The sequence below is a fragment of the Spiroplasma endosymbiont of Andrena trimmerana genome, from assembly GCF_964019575.1.
Classification (GTDB): Bacteria; Bacillota_I; Bacilli_A; order Mycoplasmatales; family VBWQ01; genus Spiroplasma_E.
The window spans coordinates 1,572,597-1,588,164 of record NZ_OZ026455.1; the positions used below are offsets into that span (position 1 = coordinate 1,572,597).

Consider the following 15,568-nt stretch of genomic DNA (forward strand, 5'->3'; position numbering starts at 1 on the left):
TATACTAAATTATAAACTAATTCTTAAAATATTGGTATTTTAAATTTAAAACTAATATTTAATAGAAATGACTATAGTATAGTATAATAATAAAAGAAAATGTTATTTTAGGAGTTTTTTGATGCTATCTAAGGTTAATTATCGTAGTGTAAAAAATATTTTTAAAATTATTTTTGTTGGTAAAACTCGTCCCCGACAAATGTTTAATTTATATTTTTTCACTTTATTAGTTGGAACAATACTTTTAATGACACCAATTGCCACAACAAAAGGACAATGAAACTTTTTGCCTGCCCTTTTTACTGCTAGTAGTGCGTTTTCTGATACTGGTTTAACAGTAAAAAGCACTGCTAATGACTTTACTTTCTTTGGGCAATTTATTATTTTAATTTTAATTAAATTTGGTGGTATTGGTTTAATTACAGTTAAACTAGCAATATTATCCTTATTTGTATTTAATCGACATACTAGTTTAAGAGAAAGATTACTAATGCAAGGTGAACGTGGCTCTAATAAATTAGGAACGACTATTGATGTATTAAAAATTGGGATTATTGTTATGACAATTACTGAATTTTTGGGAGCAATTGTTTTATTTTTATATTTTTATTTTGTGCCTATCTCAGGAATAGAATATGGTCTAAACAATAATACAGGTTACTATAATCACATACTATTAGCATTATGATCGGGAATTTTCCACTCGATTTCTGCTGTTAATAATGCTGGTTTTGATATAGTTGGTATAACTTCATTAGAACCTTTTCAGAGTGATTATTTTGTGCAGTGAATTTTTATTATTGAATTTGTAATTGGTGGTATTGGTTTTCCTGTTTATTATGATTTATATCATTGAATTAAAAATAAAACTCATGGTAAAAAATTTAGATTTAGTTTATTTACTAAACTAACATTAATAACATATTTTTTAGTTGCGATATTGGGTGTTAGTAGTGTTATGTTTATTGAATATTTTTCACGTAATGTCATAACTCCATCAAGGCAAGAGCCCATTTTTAAAAATTTATCGACATCTGATGCAATTATGGCTGTTTTTTTTAATACAATGTCAACAAGAAATGCTGGATACTATACAGTTGACTTAAATAAATTTCACCTTGCCTCACAAATGATCCAATCATTAATGATGTGAATTGGTTCTTCACCAGCAAGTACTGCCGGAGGAATTAGAACGACAACTTTAGCAATCATTCTTTTAACAATTTTTAATATTGCCCGTGGCCGTAATGATGTTTTTGTATTCAAGCGTAAAATTCCTAATCAAACTGTTCGTATGTCATTTATAGTCGGCACACTTGGTTTTATTTTAGTTTTTGTATCAGTAATGATTATCACAATTGAAAATGTTTTTATAATAGATAATTCTGATATGACCTTTGCACAAGTAATTTTTGATGTTTCAAGTGCTTTTGGAACAACAGGACTTTCATTATTTGATAATTCCAAATTAGGTATTTTTAGTCAACTTAGTTTAATTTTTGTCATGTTTGTGGGACAATTAGGAGTATCAACTACTGTTCTTGCTTGAAGTGATCGTAAATCAAAACCAACGATAAGTAGAGTTGAAGAAAACGTATTAATTGGATAAATTAAGAAACGGTGAACACATATGATAAAAATTTTAGATGGTAAAATAATTGCCCAGCAAATTAAAGCAAAAATTAAAGCACAAGTAACAACTATTACTAATCGTAAACCTAAACTAGCAGTAATAATTATTGGTGAAGATTTAGCATCACAAATGTACGTACGAACTAAAATTAAAGCATGTCAAGAATGTGGTATTGATGGACAAGTATTTTCACTAACAACAACAGTAACACAAAAAGAAATAATTAATAAAATTGAACAATTAAATAGTGATAATAATATTGATGGAATTTTAGTACAATTACCACTACCAAAACATTTAGATACATTAGCAATTATTAATAGCATTACTATTAATAAAGATGTTGATGGTTTAACAAATATTAATGCCGGAAGATTATTACAAGGTGATAAAAAAGCAATGTTGCCTTGTACAGTAAAAGGTATTTTAAAATTACTAAATCACTATCAAATTCCCATTTCTAAACAAAATATTACTATCATTAACGATAGTAATATTGTTGGTAAACCATTGGCTTTATCATTAACTAATATGGGAGCAACTGTTAGCATTGTTCATAAATTAACTAAAGACTTAACTCTTTATACTAAAGAAGCTGATATCATTTGTAGTGCTACTGGTGTTTATAATATTATTAATAGTAGTCAAGTTAAACGTGATGTTGTTATTATTGATGTAGCAATTAATTATCAAGGTAAAGAAAAAAAAGTTGTTGGTGATATTAATTTTGAAATAATGAAAAATACCGCTTCAGCAATTACTCCTGTGCCTGGTGGTGTTGGACCAATGACTATTGCCATGTTATTAGAAAATTTAATGATTTGCTATCAATTAAATAATAAATATAATTAAATTGGAAAATTAAATGTTAAAGAAAAATTGGATTAAAAAAAGATTAAATAATATTGAAAAAAATAATTTAGAATTATTAAAATTTAAGTTTTTAAAAGAAACTATTTCAACAAATAGTGTTTATTTTGATAGTCCTTTACATTTTTTAAAACCAGAAAATTATTCAGATTATCAAATACATAATGAAAATAATACTATTATTTTTAAAATAGAAGTTAATATACAAAAATTATATGATGATTGAATAAAAGGAATGAATAATTTTGCTTGAGATTATATTTTAAGTAAAAAATATATAAATATTAACACTGAATATAATTTAAAAACTAATGAGTTTATTAATAAAATTAATCAAAACTTATTTCTTTTAAAAAATAATTTAATATCAAAAAATAATATTTACGTTGTAAAAGTTTGAACCTCAAAAATAGTAAAAAATAATTTCAATATTTCTTCCTTTGAAAAAGATTGAGAAGAATTTAACGATGTTGGATATTGATGAATAGATAAAGATACTTTAAATAAAGAAGTTTCTTTAAATGAAAAATTACGTTTTACTTTTAGAAATTCATCAGATTCTTTAATAAAAGAACTATTATTTAAAGGAAATCATGAAATTACAATAAAATATGTTGAAACTGAAACTGAAATTACTACTAAAGGTTATAAATATAAAAATTCTAATTGATGAAAAAGAAATTGATCATGATTTATTTCAATATTTATTTCAATTTTAGCCCTTTTATTTACAATCATATTTAACTTTTTAAATTAATATAAAACATTAAAGTTCTAAATCAAAAAATAAATCATATTGTATGCAAAAATTATAAAATTTGTTATAAAAATAATCATAAACTAAACTTATAGTTTTAACTCATTACTTTATTTTTAAAGTATGTGGGTTTTTTATTTTTTTAAAAGAAAGAGTACAAAAATTATGAAATATTTTAATCCAAACTATTGATTTAAACTATGATTATTAATCACACCAGTTTTTAATAATCAACTACAAAATACTAATGCTAAAACAATTTATAATAAAGAAACTATTAAAGATTGAAAACCTAAAAATATATCTATTGCAGATTGTACACAATCTAATGATCAAGACATTACTTGTATTCATGAAGCAGGACATACAACAATTATTTTAGATTCTAAATTTAAAAACAAATTTCAAAAGTTAGAATCTATCACTTCAGATTTCCAATACCTTGGAAGAACAATATCTGATCAGTTTATACCTTTAAATCAAATTAAAAATATAAGTGATAATGACTTATATACCTTATTACGAATTGATTTAGCTGGATTTGCCGCTGAATCTATGTTTTTTGATAGTAACCCTTTAAAATATATTATTGGACAAGCAAGAATTATGGATTCAAGTGACTTACAAGACTATCACAATATTTATCAAGAAGAGTTTGAAGTTAGAAAATTAAAACCCTACAATGAAGAACCTTTAAATTTTATAGGTAAACAATTAAATGAAACAAGAAAAATAATAAATAATAAACCAGAATTTGAAAAAATTCTTAAAACATGTTGTCTAATAAACTACGTTAATAAAGAACACACTGATTATATTTTAAATCATAAAGAAATACCTATTCCACTATTTAAAAAAGATGAAATTAAAAGTTTTACAAAAGAACAAATAGTAACTTTTACTGAAAAACAAATAACAACATTCACTACTGAACAAATACCATATTTCACAGAAAATCAAATTCAAGCATTTACAACAGAACAAATACAAGCGTTTACAAAAGAACAAATAAAAGTATTTACAGAAAAACAAATACAAGCATTTACACAAGAACAAATGCAAAGTTTTACACAAGAACAAATAAAAGTATTTACTGAAAAACAGATAATTTCATTTACAGAAAAACAAATACAAGCATTTACACAAGAACAAATTCCATATTTCTCAATAAAACAAATAACATCTTTTACAAGTAAACAAATACAAGCACTCACAATTAAACAAATACGATCATTAATTCCAATTCAAATTCCATCATTTACTAAAGTACAAATCCAAGCACTCTATTTGGGAGCATACCGATGTTGTCAATAATATTCAAATTTGTCTTTAAATTATAAGTTTAGACGAGAATAATTTAGACTTCAATATGCAATTGTAAGTTAATCTTAACACTTCAAAAATATTAGTCACAATAATACTTACTTTGTCATTATTTAGTGATAATTTCCTATTAGTTATCGAGTGAAAATTTCCCAAAAGTAAAGTTAAATATACTTGGTGATAAATATGGAAAGAAGCATGACTATGAAAGAAAAATATAAGTTTAATATTATAAATGACATTATTATTAATAAATTATCTAAACATCAAGCTAAGAATAAACTTAACCTAACTATTAGAAGAATTAACCAATTAATTCAAATTTTCAATAGAGAAGGTAAAGTTGGTTTTATTCATAAATCCCGAAATAAAATTTCTAATAAAACAACAAATTTTGAAATCAAAATTAAGATTATAAATTTATATAAAACCAAATATTATAATTTTAATTTTCAACATTTCCATGAGAAATTAAACAATGAAGAAAAAATTAAAATTTCATATAGTACACTTTATACTATATTAATTGCTGAGTTATACTTGTAAGTGCAAGTAAATAAAATTGCAAAAAATTCTCATATAAAAATTTCATAATGCTAAATTTAGTTTAGAAAAAAGTAAGGAGTTTTTATATGAGTGCTGAGTTATACTTGTAAGTGCAAGTAAATAAAATTGCAAAAAATTCTCATATAAAAATTTCATAATGCTAAATTTAGTTTAGAAAAAAGTAAGGAGTTTTTATATGAGTTATAAACATCTTGGCATAGATGAAAGAATTTATATTGAGAATCAATTGAAATTTAAATTTAAAATTAGTGAAATAGCTAAAAATCTTAATCGAAGTATTAGTACTATTATTCGAGAAATTAATAGAAATAAAGATAATAATCATTATTTTTCATTAATTGCACAAAATAAAGCTGAAAATCGAAAACAATCACATATTAGTTTTCATAAGTTTAAAAATAAGAATTTAGTAAAATATGTACAACAAAAATTACTATTAGGTTGATCACCTGAACAAATTTATGGCAGAATTAAAAATTTTCATAAAGAATGAGTTATTAGTTTTAAAACAATTTATACTTGAATTTATTTTGGAATGCTTGATAAAGTTACTAGTAAAAATTTAAGAAGAAAAGGTAAAAAACGAAAATCTAAAGAAAATCGTGGCAAGTTTAATGGTAAATCAATTAAAGAACGAGATATAAATGTTAATGATCGTATAACACTTGATCATTGAGAAGGAGATACTATAGTATCATCACGAGGTAAAAGCAAATCATGTTTAATAACTTTAGTTGAAAGAGTATCACGATTTACTTTAGCAATATTAGTTAAAAACAGAACTACTAAAGTTATTAATAAAAATGTCAGTTATTATTTATCAATTCTTCCTAAAAACATTGTTAAAACTATTACTTTTGATCGTGGCAAAGAATTTTCAAATTGACAACAACTTGAAAAAAATTTAGATGTAAAAATTTATTTTGCCAATCCATATTCACCTTGACAAAGAGGTACTAATGAAAATACTAATGGTTTAATTAGAGAAAAATTTCCTAAAAAATTTATTTTTTCAAAAACTAATAAAAATGAAGTTCATAAATTTATATTGTCTTTAAATCAAAAACCGAGAAAAATACTAAATTATCTTTCACCAATCGAATATTTGGATAGAAAAATAATTTAGTTGCACTTACCTTTACAATTTAGCTAATTAAAAAATTTTCTTTATCATTTGGTTTATTATTAATAATTATTTGTTTATTGCCACCTGTATTAATTGTTTCTTTAAATACTGGTTGTTCTTTAATCATTTTTTTAATAGTTTCTTCAATTTTTGAATTTTCTAAATTATTAGTTTTAAATTTTAAATAATCATAAAATTCAGTTTTAACTTGATATTTTTTAAATATATTAATCATTTCTTTTTCTTTAATTTCTTGATTAAGTTTATTTAACTTATTTTCTGCTTCATTAACTTTATTTTCTATTTCTTGTTGAGCATTATTTTCAGTTAAAGGTTCAGTTGTTTGTTGAACATTATCTTCATTTTCTAACATTTAACATTCTCCTAATCTTATCCCAGTAATCAATCTTTAACTAATTGTGGCATTTCACTTATTAGTTTTTTATAATCATTAACAGCATTTTCTAATGTATTGATATCAGAAAATTTAAAACAATTATCAATATGTAAATCAAAATCTCTATCAATACTGATATCTTGTTTTCTATATTTTTCATTAAATTCAATTTTTGTCATATTATTTTTCTCCTTTATTAATTTTTTCATTTAATTTTGCTAATTTTTTTTGATGTTTTATAATTTTGTTATTTGCTCTAACATGTTTTGGAGTTGTGATAAATCTTTTTAATAAAACAATAATTTCTCTGCAAATTAATGTTCCAACACTTGTTCCAATAATTATTAATTCATGTAAAAATTCTTTCATTTCAATATTTTCCTTTCAACTATTTATTTTTAATTTTTAATTATTCATCAAATTGACCACCATTAATTCTTTCAATCATTGACTGTGAATTACTTATAATTTTTACTAATACAGATATTTCTTTATTTAATTGTTCCAATCTTTCTTTATATGTCTGAATTTCATTATTATAATATTCAATAATTTTTTCTTTATTCATTGCTTTTCACCTCCCTTATAAACTCATGTGATTGTAATCTCAATTTAATGAAGCATTATCATTATTTAATGGTACTTCGCTCATATTATCACTACCATAATATTGACTTGCAGTTTCACTATTAATAGTAAATCTATTGTCATTAATTAATCTTGCAGTTTCATCATTAAATGATGTTTCTTGCATTTCTTCATTATGATTTGTAGTTTCCATAGGTATTAAATTATGGATAATTTCACTTGCACCAGCAATTATGGTAGGTACTGCATAAGCATTATTAAAATCATTATTAATACCCATAGCAACACCACTTGATATTAAACATCCACCAGTAGCCATATTACAAATCTTTCTTATTGTTTCAAATTTATTAGGTACTAACTCCGTTAATCCATTAATAAGATTTGATATACCATAAGCATTTAATGAAATATAAGTATCTCAATCCATTAATGACTGATTTTCTTGCTTATTTAATAATAATCATGGAGGACCCTCAGTTGTAGTTGTAGTAGTTATTGGAGTTGGTGTTGTTGGAATAATAGGATTAATATTATTTTCAGTTCATTTACTATAATTTGCTAAACCAATTATTCCTAAACCTAATAGTATTTTTTTACTACTATTAATTAATTTAGTTTTTGTATTTGGTCTTTGATTTAAATTTCAAATATCTAAACCTAATTTTTTACCAAATAATAAACTATTAATTGAACCTAATAATGGATTATCTATTACTTGACCATAATAAGCACTTGTACCAATCATTGCACAAATTGGACTTATTCCAGTTCTAATTAATTTAGTTAAAGTATAATTTGATTGATTTTCTATACTTGGCATTTTCTATTCTCCTTTAATTTCTAATTTTTTAACTGTTACTTTAATTCAACCTTGATAAACATCATTATCACCAACTATTAATGCAACATTACTTTCGGGGTCAGAAACAATTATGTGTTTTGATTTAACATTTGGGTATTGTCTTAAAATAATTGCTCTAATATCATTACTTGTATGAATTTCTTTTGGAAATGGTGATAATATTTCAATTTCATCTTTATTTTCAAACAAAGTAGGTAAGATAATCATTAGTCAAATTCACCTTTTTCTATTTTTTCAATTAATAAATTTAAAATATTTTTGTCAAAATGAGAGTTTGTATAATTAATTTTTTTAGTTCATTTAATTATATCTTTCATATATTTAAGTAATTTTTCTTTATTCATTATCAAATTCACCAATTTCAATATTTTTGTTTTTTATTTTAATTAAAAAATCTTTTAAACATATTTCTTCTCATATATAAAATTCTATTTGTTTAAAAGATTTAACATTAGTTATTTCATTTTTAAGTCATATTATACGGTCTTCAATAATCTTAATTATTTTTTCTTTATTAATACAATTTTCATGATTATTCATTATTTATTATTTATTATCCTTATTTTCAATTTGATTAGAAATTTCACTTAATATTTTCAATACTTTATATTCATTTTTTAATTCTTTAATAATAAATATTAAAAATATTATTAATGTTATAATTGTTATTAATATTGGTACTATTAATAAAATTTTTCATAATATCATTTTTTACTCTTTTCATTTTTTAAATCATTTAACATTAATTGAACAAAATGCACGATTTATATTCATATTTCAATTATTAAAGATTTCACCAGTTACTAAAATTTCATCATTTTTGTTTAATAAAATACATCGTCTATAAAATTTTGGGTTGTTAAAAATTAAAGTAACATAGTTTAAACCATTTCATTGTCCACGAACACTATAATATAATTCTTTATTACCTTTTTCGTAATATTTTGCTTCAATAGTGTTACTCAGTTTTACTGTTAATTTGACATAATTTGCTTTATCTTTCATGTTTATAATTTCCTTAAATAATATTGAATATGCTTATATGCATCTTGTTCATGTTTTGTTAATTTTATATTTCCTTTATAATTTTCTATTTTAGTTTTATTTTTTGGTTCACTTTCTAAATAATCTCAATTCATAACATCTTGTACTAATACCATTAATGCACCAATAATCTTAGGTGTTGCTAATGGATTAGTTAATAATTGTTTTGAGCTTAAAAAGAAATTTTCTACAATAACTAATATTTTTTGATTAATAAATTGTTTTTTAATTAATTTAAAATATTCTTTATATATATTTTTACTTTGCTGAGTTATACTTGTAAGTGCAAGTAAATAAAATTGCAAAAAATTCTCATATAAAAATTTCATAATGCTAAATTTAGTTTAGAAAAAAGTAAGGAGTTTTTATATGAGTTATAAACATCTTGGCATAGATGAAAGAATTTATATTGAGAATCAATTGAAATTTAAATTTAAAATTAGTGAAATAGCTAAAAATCTTAATCGAAGTATTAGTACTATTATTCGAGAAATTAATAGAAATAAAGATAATAATCATTATTTTTCATTAATTGCACAAAATAAAGCTGAAAATCGAAAACAATCACATATTAGTTTTCATAAGTTTAAAAATAAGAATTTAGTAAAATATGTACAACAAAAATTACTATTAGGTTGATCACCTGAACAAATTTATGGCAGAATTAAAAATTTTCATAAAGAATGAGTTATTAGTTTTAAAACAATTTATACTTGAATTTATTTTGGAATGCTTGATAAAGTTACTAGTAAAAATTTAAGAAGAAAAGGTAAAAAACGAAAATCTAAAGAAAATCGTGGCAAGTTTAATGGTAAATCAATTAAAGAACGAGATATAAATGTTAATGATCGTATAACACTTGGTCATTGAGAAGGAGATACTATAGTATCATCACGAGGTAAAAGCAAATCATGTTTAATAACTTTAGTTGAAAGAGTATCACGATTTACTTTAGCAATATTAGTTAAAAACAGAACTACTAAAGTTATTAATAAAAATGTCAGTTATTATTTATCAATTCTTCCTAAAAACATTGTTAAAACTATTACTTTTGATCGTGGCAAAGAATTTTCAAATTGACAACAACTTGAAAAAAATTTAGATGTAAAAATTTATTTTGCCAATCCATATTCACCTTGACAAAGAGGTACTAATGAAAATACTAATGGTTTAATTAGAGAAAAATTTCCTAAAAAATTTATTTTTTCAAAAACTAATAAAAATGAAGTTCATAAATTTATATTGTCTTTAAATCAAAAACCGAGAAAAATACTAAATTATCTTTCACCAATCGAATATTTGGATAGAAAAATAATTTAGTTGCACTTACCTTTACAATTTAGCCTTTCTAAAACTGTTTTAGTTTTGAATGTTTCATTAAAAGTAATATTATTAGTTTCATGTGAATATATAACAATTCCAGCGGGGTCAATTCCAATAATTAAGTCATATTGCATTATTAATCAAACTCACCATTATTTATTTTTTGAATTAATGAATAATATATTGAATCATTATTTGCACTTCTATATCCATCATTTTTAATTTTATTTTCTAAATATGTAATTAATTTTTCTTTATATTCATTAATAATTTCTTGGTCTTTATAAGAAAATGGTTTTTCTTTATTCATATTTATACCTCCTACTTAACCTAATATTTAAAATACAGTCATAACAAATTGCTTTACTATTTTTATCTCTTAAAAAATATTTTCTTGTTTTTATATCATTAGTATTAAAGAATAAATAATCTAATTTATGTTGTTTACATGTTCAACAAAAATACTTTTTCATTATGAGTTGAAATTTCCTTATAAGAAGTAACTAAATAATTAATTGGTAAATCATCATGTTTATATGGATTATTTATTTTAAAACCTTTTCTGTTTTCTTCTCACGTAATGTTATATTTAAAACAAGGATTAGTAATTTTAGTTTTGTTATCTGTTATTTCACCGATAAATCAACTATTATGCTGTTCATAAAATTTTAATGGTTCAAGTTTTATATCATTAAGATAATATTCTTTTGGAGCAGTTGGTTTATTAACAGTTATTTTTTGGTCTTTAATATATGGTTCTAATAATTTTATTAATTCATTACCACTTAATTCTCTTTTAATATTTTCTAAATTAAAAACTCAATATGTATATTTATCATCAGCAATAAAACTATTATTTTTAACCATTCATTTTGGACATTGTAATTTATATTCACCATAATCAATAAGAATAGATTGTGGTTTATCTTTAACAATTTGTTCTTTTTTAAATTCTATTTGCATAATAATCCTTTCCTAATATGTTCTGTTGCTTCTAGCATAAAGAACATATATTTTGATGTTTAGATTATTAATACTACTACTATTCGTTTTATTCATTCCATGAAAACTGGGCTCAAAAATAAATTGTGAAATTTTAAAAAACATTGAGGCATTCGATTCAATATTTATTTAATTTATGTTTAATAAATTAATATTTTAATTGAACCGGCACCGCTCAATTTTTTTTACAAGTTTGAAATTTATTTTCTCGCCCAAAAAAATTTTTCAAAAAAAATAAAAAATAAAACCAACACTTGCTCACTGGGGAGTGGCAAGGTTGGTTAAATAAAGAATAGAATTAATACAATGGGTCCCTACAACAGGTCTATATATACTAGTTTCCAATTCGCTCCCACCCCAAGAATTACCATTAATGGTTAGTATATTTTATTAGGTATCACTCCACTTTTTATTTATCCATGCAAGTCCACATGTTTTAGCTACTATTTTTAACAACTGTGTTGTAGTTCACTTTTTTAGTTCCCTAACACGTGTTGATAATAGTGTTAAAGATTGTTATTAAAAATTTTAAAATTTTACAATTACAAAAAAAGACAAGATTATTTCTTGTCTTTTTCCTTGTTGATAATTTTAATTTAACTTACAAAATGTATATTTTATTTTTTTTAAATACGTCGAATATAAAATATAAATTTAATGTTTTAAGAAAAGAGAGTAATTTTGTCTAATTTTCATTATTTTTCAAATAATTCATTTTTGGAAATAAGTTACTAATATGATAATAAATTATTTCGTAACTTTGACAACCGCCCAATTTTCTATGGAAATATATAGTATTTTATTATTTTATCTTTATAATATTAATAAAATAATAGAAAAAAGAAAGCAGGAAATGATTGATGGTAAAAATAATTTTTACTGATGTAGATGGTACTTTATTTGATAGTGGCAGTGCCTTAAGTGAAATTAATCTTAATGCTTGTTTAAAAGCTCAAAAAAATAATATTAAAGTTGTAATTAATACAGGTAGATATGGTGAAAATGCTATTCGTGTTGGTAAAATGATTAATGCTGAAAAATATGATGGTTATATTATTGGTAATGATGGCGCTGAAATTTGATCATATACTAAACAAAAATGAATTTATTTACAACAATTAAATTCAGAAACAACAATTAAACTTTATGAATGATTAACCAAATATAATAAACAAATGATTTTACATTTTAATAGTATTGATACTTTGTATGTTAACCATGCGGCTAATAGTTGAAGTACATGAGTTGAAAATCTGCAAATTAAAATTATTAAGTTAACTAATAGTACTGATATTAAAATGCCAATTTCAAAAGTAATGGTTATTTTAGAAAAATATTGAAAGGCTAATGAAATTACAAAATTCATTAATAATTTTGAAACTAACTTTCCGGATTTAACAATTGTTCAATATCATACAAATGTTTTTTCAATTGGTAATAAAAACATTAATAAAGGTTCAGCACTACAATGATTATGTAATCATTTAAATATTGACACTAAAGATGCATTAACGATTGGTGATGGATTTAATGATTTACCAATGTTTGAAGTATCTGGTCATCCAATAGTAATGGAAAATGCTAATATTGCTTTAAAACCATATGGTAAAACTATTGCTCCAAATAATGATGAACATGGAGTTGGATATATTATTAATAATTATGTTTTTAAAAAATAAAAACTTAATATTTTTAAAAATATACTCTTATAGTTTATTAACACACTAATAATTAAAATATATTATAAGCTAAATTGTAAAGGTAAGTGCAACTAAATTATTTTTCTATCCAAATATTCGATTGGTGAAAGATAATTTAGTATTTTTCTCGGTTTTTGATTTAAAGACAATATAAATTTATGAACTTCATTTTTATTAGTTTTTGAAAAAATAAATTTTTTAGGAAATTTTTCTCTAATTAAACCATTAGTATTTTCATTAGTACCTCTTTGTCAAGGTGAATATGGATTGGCAAAATAAATTTTTACATCTAAATTTTTTTCAAGTTGTTGTCAATTTGAAAATTCTTTGCCACGATCAAAAGTAATAGTTTTAACAATGTTTTTAGGAAGAATTGATAAATAATAACTGACATTTTTATTAATAACTTTAGTAGTTCTGTTTTTAACTAATATTGCTAAAGTAAATCGTGATACTCTTTCAACTAAAGTTATTAAACATGATTTGCTTTTACCTCGTGATGATACTATAGTATCTCCTTCTCAATGACCAAGTGTTATACGATCATTAACATTTATATCTCGTTCTTTAATTGATTTACCATTAAACTTGCCACGATTTTCTTTAGATTTTCGTTTTTTACCTTTTCTTCTTAAATTTTTACTAGTAACTTTATCAAGCATTCCAAAATAAATTCAAGTATAAATTGTTTTAAAACTAATAACTCATTCTTTATGAAAATTTTTAATTCTGCCATAAATTTGTTCAGGTGATCAACCTAATAGTAATTTTTGTTGTACATATTTTACTAAATTCTTATTTTTAAACTTATGAAAACTAATATGTGATTGTTTTCGATTTTCAGCTTTATTTTGTGCAATTAATGAAAAATAATGATTATTATCTTTATTTCTATTAATTTCTCGAATAATAGTACTAATACTTCGATTAAGATTTTTAGCTATTTCACTAATTTTAAATTTAAATTTCAATTGATTCTCAATATAAATTCTTTCATCTATGCCAAGATGTTTATAACTCATATAAAAACTCCTTACTTTTTTCTAAACTAAATTTAGCATTATGAAATTTTTATATGAGAATTTTTTGCAATTTTATTTACTTGCACTTACAAGTATAACTCAGCATTAATTATAAAAAGAAAAATTATTTATAAACGAAAGGAAGAAATAAAATGTCAGTACCATTTAATCAAAATTTAGACAATACAGAGAGATTAGTAGAAGCACCAGAATTTATAGAGTTTTTTAAAATTTCAAATAGTCCATGGGCAAACTTTTTCCCTACTGAAATTGTTGACTCAGTAAATATTGAGTTTATTGTTAAAAAACCAAAAAAACCAGAAGTAAAAATTATTGCTTGAGATGATAAAAGTAAAAGATATGAATTACCATATGTTGATACAGATAAAATTAGTAAAAAAATAACTAAAAAATATCTTGCAGGAGAAATTATTGCAGATGTAGATTTAAAAGCAAATAATGGTCAAAATTTATTAGATAGTATGCAATATGAAGTTGCAAATGATTTAGCAGATAAATTGGCAATTGATGATACACAAGCAATTGCAAAATTTGCTACTAAAATCGATATTGAAGATACAACACCAGTAGGCTATTTAAAATCAATGTTATCTGCTTGAAATACTTTGTTTCAATTTAGAAATATTGCAAATAGTAAATTTTTTATTACTAATGGTCTTTATGATAGTTTAGTTTATTTAGCAGATAATAAAGGTTTAATTACTGATAATCAGTTGGCACAACAATTACGTTTAAATGGAAATAATTTATATGTAAAAGGTGTATTATGTGAAATCGTTCTTGATGACTATATGGTTTTTACTAATGATAAAAATGAACAACAATTAATGACCTTTATTTTAGCAACACCAAGAGCAATGAAAAGATACATGATAGAAAATACAGTTATTTATGTAGATTTTATTAAAGATGATAAAGCAGGAAGAGCATATAAAGTTGGTGGTGAAGTTGTTGGAGAAGCAATACCATATATTTCTAATAATGAAACAACATCAAGATGAATGTTATGTGGAGTTATTAAAACAGAAAAAACTGATTTAAAAACTAAAATTACAAGTTTAACAATTGATATTACTGCAAATGTTAATAACAATAATAGTGAATTAAATACACAAATAAAAAGTACTAATGAACTTAAATCATTAAATCCAAATTTAACAAATCCAACTATTAAATATTTTAGTGATGCACAAGGAAAAACTAATGTAAGTAATCAAAAACAAAAAGCCGGTGACTTATATATAACTATTACTGCAAATGTTAATGACTTAAATTATAAAGGAACAACAAATCAAATTAAAATAACTCTTAAATAAAGGAAATTAATACC

24 protein-coding genes and 1 pseudogene are annotated in these 15,568 nt (G+C 22.7%); 9 read left to right on the forward strand and 16 right to left on the reverse strand.

Annotated features, from left to right (window positions below; genetic code table 4):
- The first annotated feature begins 121 nt into the window (after window positions 1–121).
- From AACL03_RS09305 to AACL03_RS09330, 6 genes and pseudogenes are all read left to right on the forward strand, one after another.
- The gene (locus tag AACL03_RS09305) at window positions 122–1,609 is read left to right on the forward strand and encodes a TrkH family potassium uptake protein (protein ID WP_338959760.1); all 1,488 of its coding nucleotides are present in this window, start codon (window positions 122–124) and stop codon (window positions 1,607–1,609) included.
- A 21-nt stretch (window positions 1,610–1,630) separates the two neighbouring features.
- Window positions 1,631–2,485 (forward strand): bifunctional 5,10-methylenetetrahydrofolate dehydrogenase/5,10-methenyltetrahydrofolate cyclohydrolase, encoded by an 855-nt coding sequence (locus AACL03_RS09310; protein WP_338959758.1) that lies wholly within the window; start codon window positions 1,631–1,633, stop codon window positions 2,483–2,485.
- A gap of 13 nt (window positions 2,486–2,498) precedes the next feature.
- Window positions 2,499–3,260, forward strand: a complete 762-nt coding sequence (locus AACL03_RS09315) for a hypothetical protein (RefSeq protein ID WP_339040123.1) — start codon at window positions 2,499–2,501, stop codon at window positions 3,258–3,260.
- A gap of 165 nt (window positions 3,261–3,425) precedes the next feature.
- Window positions 3,426–4,574 (forward strand): hypothetical protein, encoded by a 1,149-nt coding sequence (locus AACL03_RS09320; RefSeq protein WP_339040124.1) that lies wholly within the window; start codon window positions 3,426–3,428, stop codon window positions 4,572–4,574.
- 195 nt (window positions 4,575–4,769) lie between these two features.
- Window positions 4,770–5,117, forward strand: a pseudogene (locus tag AACL03_RS09325) (ISNCY family transposase); the annotation flags it as partial.
- A gap of 208 nt (window positions 5,118–5,325) precedes the next feature.
- Window positions 5,326–6,276: an IS30 family transposase gene (locus tag AACL03_RS09330; RefSeq protein ID WP_339040125.1), complete on the forward strand. Its 951-nt coding sequence runs from the start codon at window positions 5,326–5,328 to the stop codon at window positions 6,274–6,276.
- A gap of 19 nt (window positions 6,277–6,295) precedes the next feature.
- On the opposite strand, the gene AACL03_RS09335 is transcribed toward AACL03_RS09330, so the two are convergent.
- The 11 genes from AACL03_RS09335 to AACL03_RS09385 are packed head-to-tail and all read right to left on the reverse strand — an operon-like array spanning window position 6,296 to window position 9,499.
- Window positions 6,296–6,649, reverse strand: a complete 354-nt coding sequence (locus AACL03_RS09335; RefSeq protein ID WP_339040126.1) for a hypothetical protein — start codon at window positions 6,647–6,649, stop codon at window positions 6,296–6,298.
- 17 nt (window positions 6,650–6,666) lie between these two features.
- Complete coding sequence (locus AACL03_RS09340) at window positions 6,667–6,852, reverse strand: hypothetical protein (protein ID WP_174480219.1); 186 nt, start codon at window positions 6,850–6,852, stop codon at window positions 6,667–6,669.
- A 1-nt stretch (window position 6,853) separates the two neighbouring features.
- Window positions 6,854–7,042 (reverse strand): hypothetical protein, encoded by a 189-nt coding sequence (locus AACL03_RS09345; RefSeq protein WP_174481134.1) that lies wholly within the window; start codon window positions 7,040–7,042, stop codon window positions 6,854–6,856.
- 40 nt (window positions 7,043–7,082) lie between these two features.
- Window positions 7,083–7,241 carry a hypothetical protein gene (locus tag AACL03_RS09350; protein ID WP_338959443.1) on the reverse strand — a complete coding sequence of 53 codons (159 nt, stop codon included), beginning with the start codon at window positions 7,239–7,241 and terminating at the stop codon, window positions 7,083–7,085.
- A 15-nt stretch (window positions 7,242–7,256) separates the two neighbouring features.
- Window positions 7,257–8,084 (reverse strand): hypothetical protein, encoded by an 828-nt coding sequence (locus AACL03_RS09355; protein ID WP_338959441.1) that lies wholly within the window; start codon window positions 8,082–8,084, stop codon window positions 7,257–7,259.
- A 3-nt stretch (window positions 8,085–8,087) separates the two neighbouring features.
- The gene (locus AACL03_RS09360) at window positions 8,088–8,333 is read right to left on the reverse strand and encodes a hypothetical protein (RefSeq protein ID WP_338959439.1); all 246 of its coding nucleotides are present in this window, start codon (window positions 8,331–8,333) and stop codon (window positions 8,088–8,090) included.
- Entirely contained in the window at window positions 8,333–8,470 is a 138-nt protein-coding gene (locus AACL03_RS09365) for a hypothetical protein (RefSeq protein WP_338959437.1), read from the reverse strand. Before AACL03_RS09365 ends, AACL03_RS09360 begins: the two co-directional genes overlap by 1 nt.
- Window positions 8,463–8,666, reverse strand: a complete 204-nt coding sequence (locus AACL03_RS09370) for a hypothetical protein (RefSeq protein WP_338959436.1) — start codon at window positions 8,664–8,666, stop codon at window positions 8,463–8,465. Before AACL03_RS09370 ends, AACL03_RS09365 begins: the two co-directional genes overlap by 8 nt.
- Window positions 8,667–8,672: 6 nt before the next feature.
- Window positions 8,673–8,834, reverse strand: coding sequence for a hypothetical protein (locus AACL03_RS09375; protein WP_338959435.1), 162 nt, complete (start codon window positions 8,832–8,834; stop codon window positions 8,673–8,675).
- Between the two features lie 3 nt (window positions 8,835–8,837).
- On the reverse strand, window positions 8,838–9,131 hold the full coding sequence (locus tag AACL03_RS09380; RefSeq protein ID WP_339040127.1) for a hypothetical protein: 294 nt from the start codon (window positions 9,129–9,131) through the stop codon (window positions 8,838–8,840).
- Window positions 9,132–9,133: 2 nt separating this feature from the next.
- Window positions 9,134–9,499 carry a hypothetical protein gene (locus AACL03_RS09385; RefSeq protein ID WP_339040128.1) on the reverse strand — a complete coding sequence of 122 codons (366 nt, stop codon included), beginning with the start codon at window positions 9,497–9,499 and terminating at the stop codon, window positions 9,134–9,136.
- Between the two features lie 40 nt (window positions 9,500–9,539).
- Between AACL03_RS09385 and AACL03_RS09390 the strand changes: the two genes are divergently transcribed.
- Entirely contained in the window at window positions 9,540–10,490 is a 951-nt protein-coding gene (locus tag AACL03_RS09390) for an IS30 family transposase (protein ID WP_339038665.1), read from the forward strand.
- Here AACL03_RS09390 and AACL03_RS09395 read toward each other — a convergent pair.
- From AACL03_RS09395 to AACL03_RS09410, 4 genes are all read right to left on the reverse strand, one after another.
- Window positions 10,487–10,627: a hypothetical protein gene (locus AACL03_RS09395; RefSeq protein ID WP_339040129.1), complete on the reverse strand. Its 141-nt coding sequence runs from the start codon at window positions 10,625–10,627 to the stop codon at window positions 10,487–10,489. The two genes, AACL03_RS09390 and AACL03_RS09395, sit on opposite strands and share 4 nt — an antisense overlap.
- 2 nt (window positions 10,628–10,629) lie before the next feature.
- Entirely contained in the window at window positions 10,630–10,803 is a 174-nt protein-coding gene (locus AACL03_RS09400; protein WP_339040130.1) for a hypothetical protein, read from the reverse strand.
- A 134-nt stretch (window positions 10,804–10,937) separates the two neighbouring features.
- Window positions 10,938–11,456, reverse strand: coding sequence for a hypothetical protein (locus tag AACL03_RS09405; protein WP_339040131.1), 519 nt, complete (start codon window positions 11,454–11,456; stop codon window positions 10,938–10,940).
- Between the two features lie 12 nt (window positions 11,457–11,468).
- Window positions 11,469–11,600, reverse strand: a complete 132-nt coding sequence (locus AACL03_RS09410) for a hypothetical protein (RefSeq protein WP_338956793.1) — start codon at window positions 11,598–11,600, stop codon at window positions 11,469–11,471.
- A 755-nt stretch (window positions 11,601–12,355) separates the two neighbouring features.
- On the opposite strand from AACL03_RS09410, the gene AACL03_RS09415 reads away from it, so the two are divergent.
- The gene (locus tag AACL03_RS09415; protein ID WP_252320908.1) at window positions 12,356–13,174 is read left to right on the forward strand and encodes a Cof-type HAD-IIB family hydrolase; all 819 of its coding nucleotides are present in this window, start codon (window positions 12,356–12,358) and stop codon (window positions 13,172–13,174) included.
- A gap of 92 nt (window positions 13,175–13,266) precedes the next feature.
- Here the strand turns inward: AACL03_RS09415 and AACL03_RS09420 are convergent, their stop codons facing one another.
- Window positions 13,267–14,217 (reverse strand): IS30 family transposase, encoded by a 951-nt coding sequence (locus AACL03_RS09420; RefSeq protein WP_339038665.1) that lies wholly within the window; start codon window positions 14,215–14,217, stop codon window positions 13,267–13,269.
- Window positions 14,218–14,369: 152 nt separating this feature from the next.
- Between AACL03_RS09420 and AACL03_RS09425 the strand changes: the two genes are divergently transcribed.
- Window positions 14,370–15,554 carry a hypothetical protein gene (locus AACL03_RS09425; RefSeq protein ID WP_339040132.1) on the forward strand — a complete coding sequence of 395 codons (1,185 nt, stop codon included), beginning with the start codon at window positions 14,370–14,372 and terminating at the stop codon, window positions 15,552–15,554.
- Window positions 15,555–15,568: the final 14 nt, after the last annotated feature.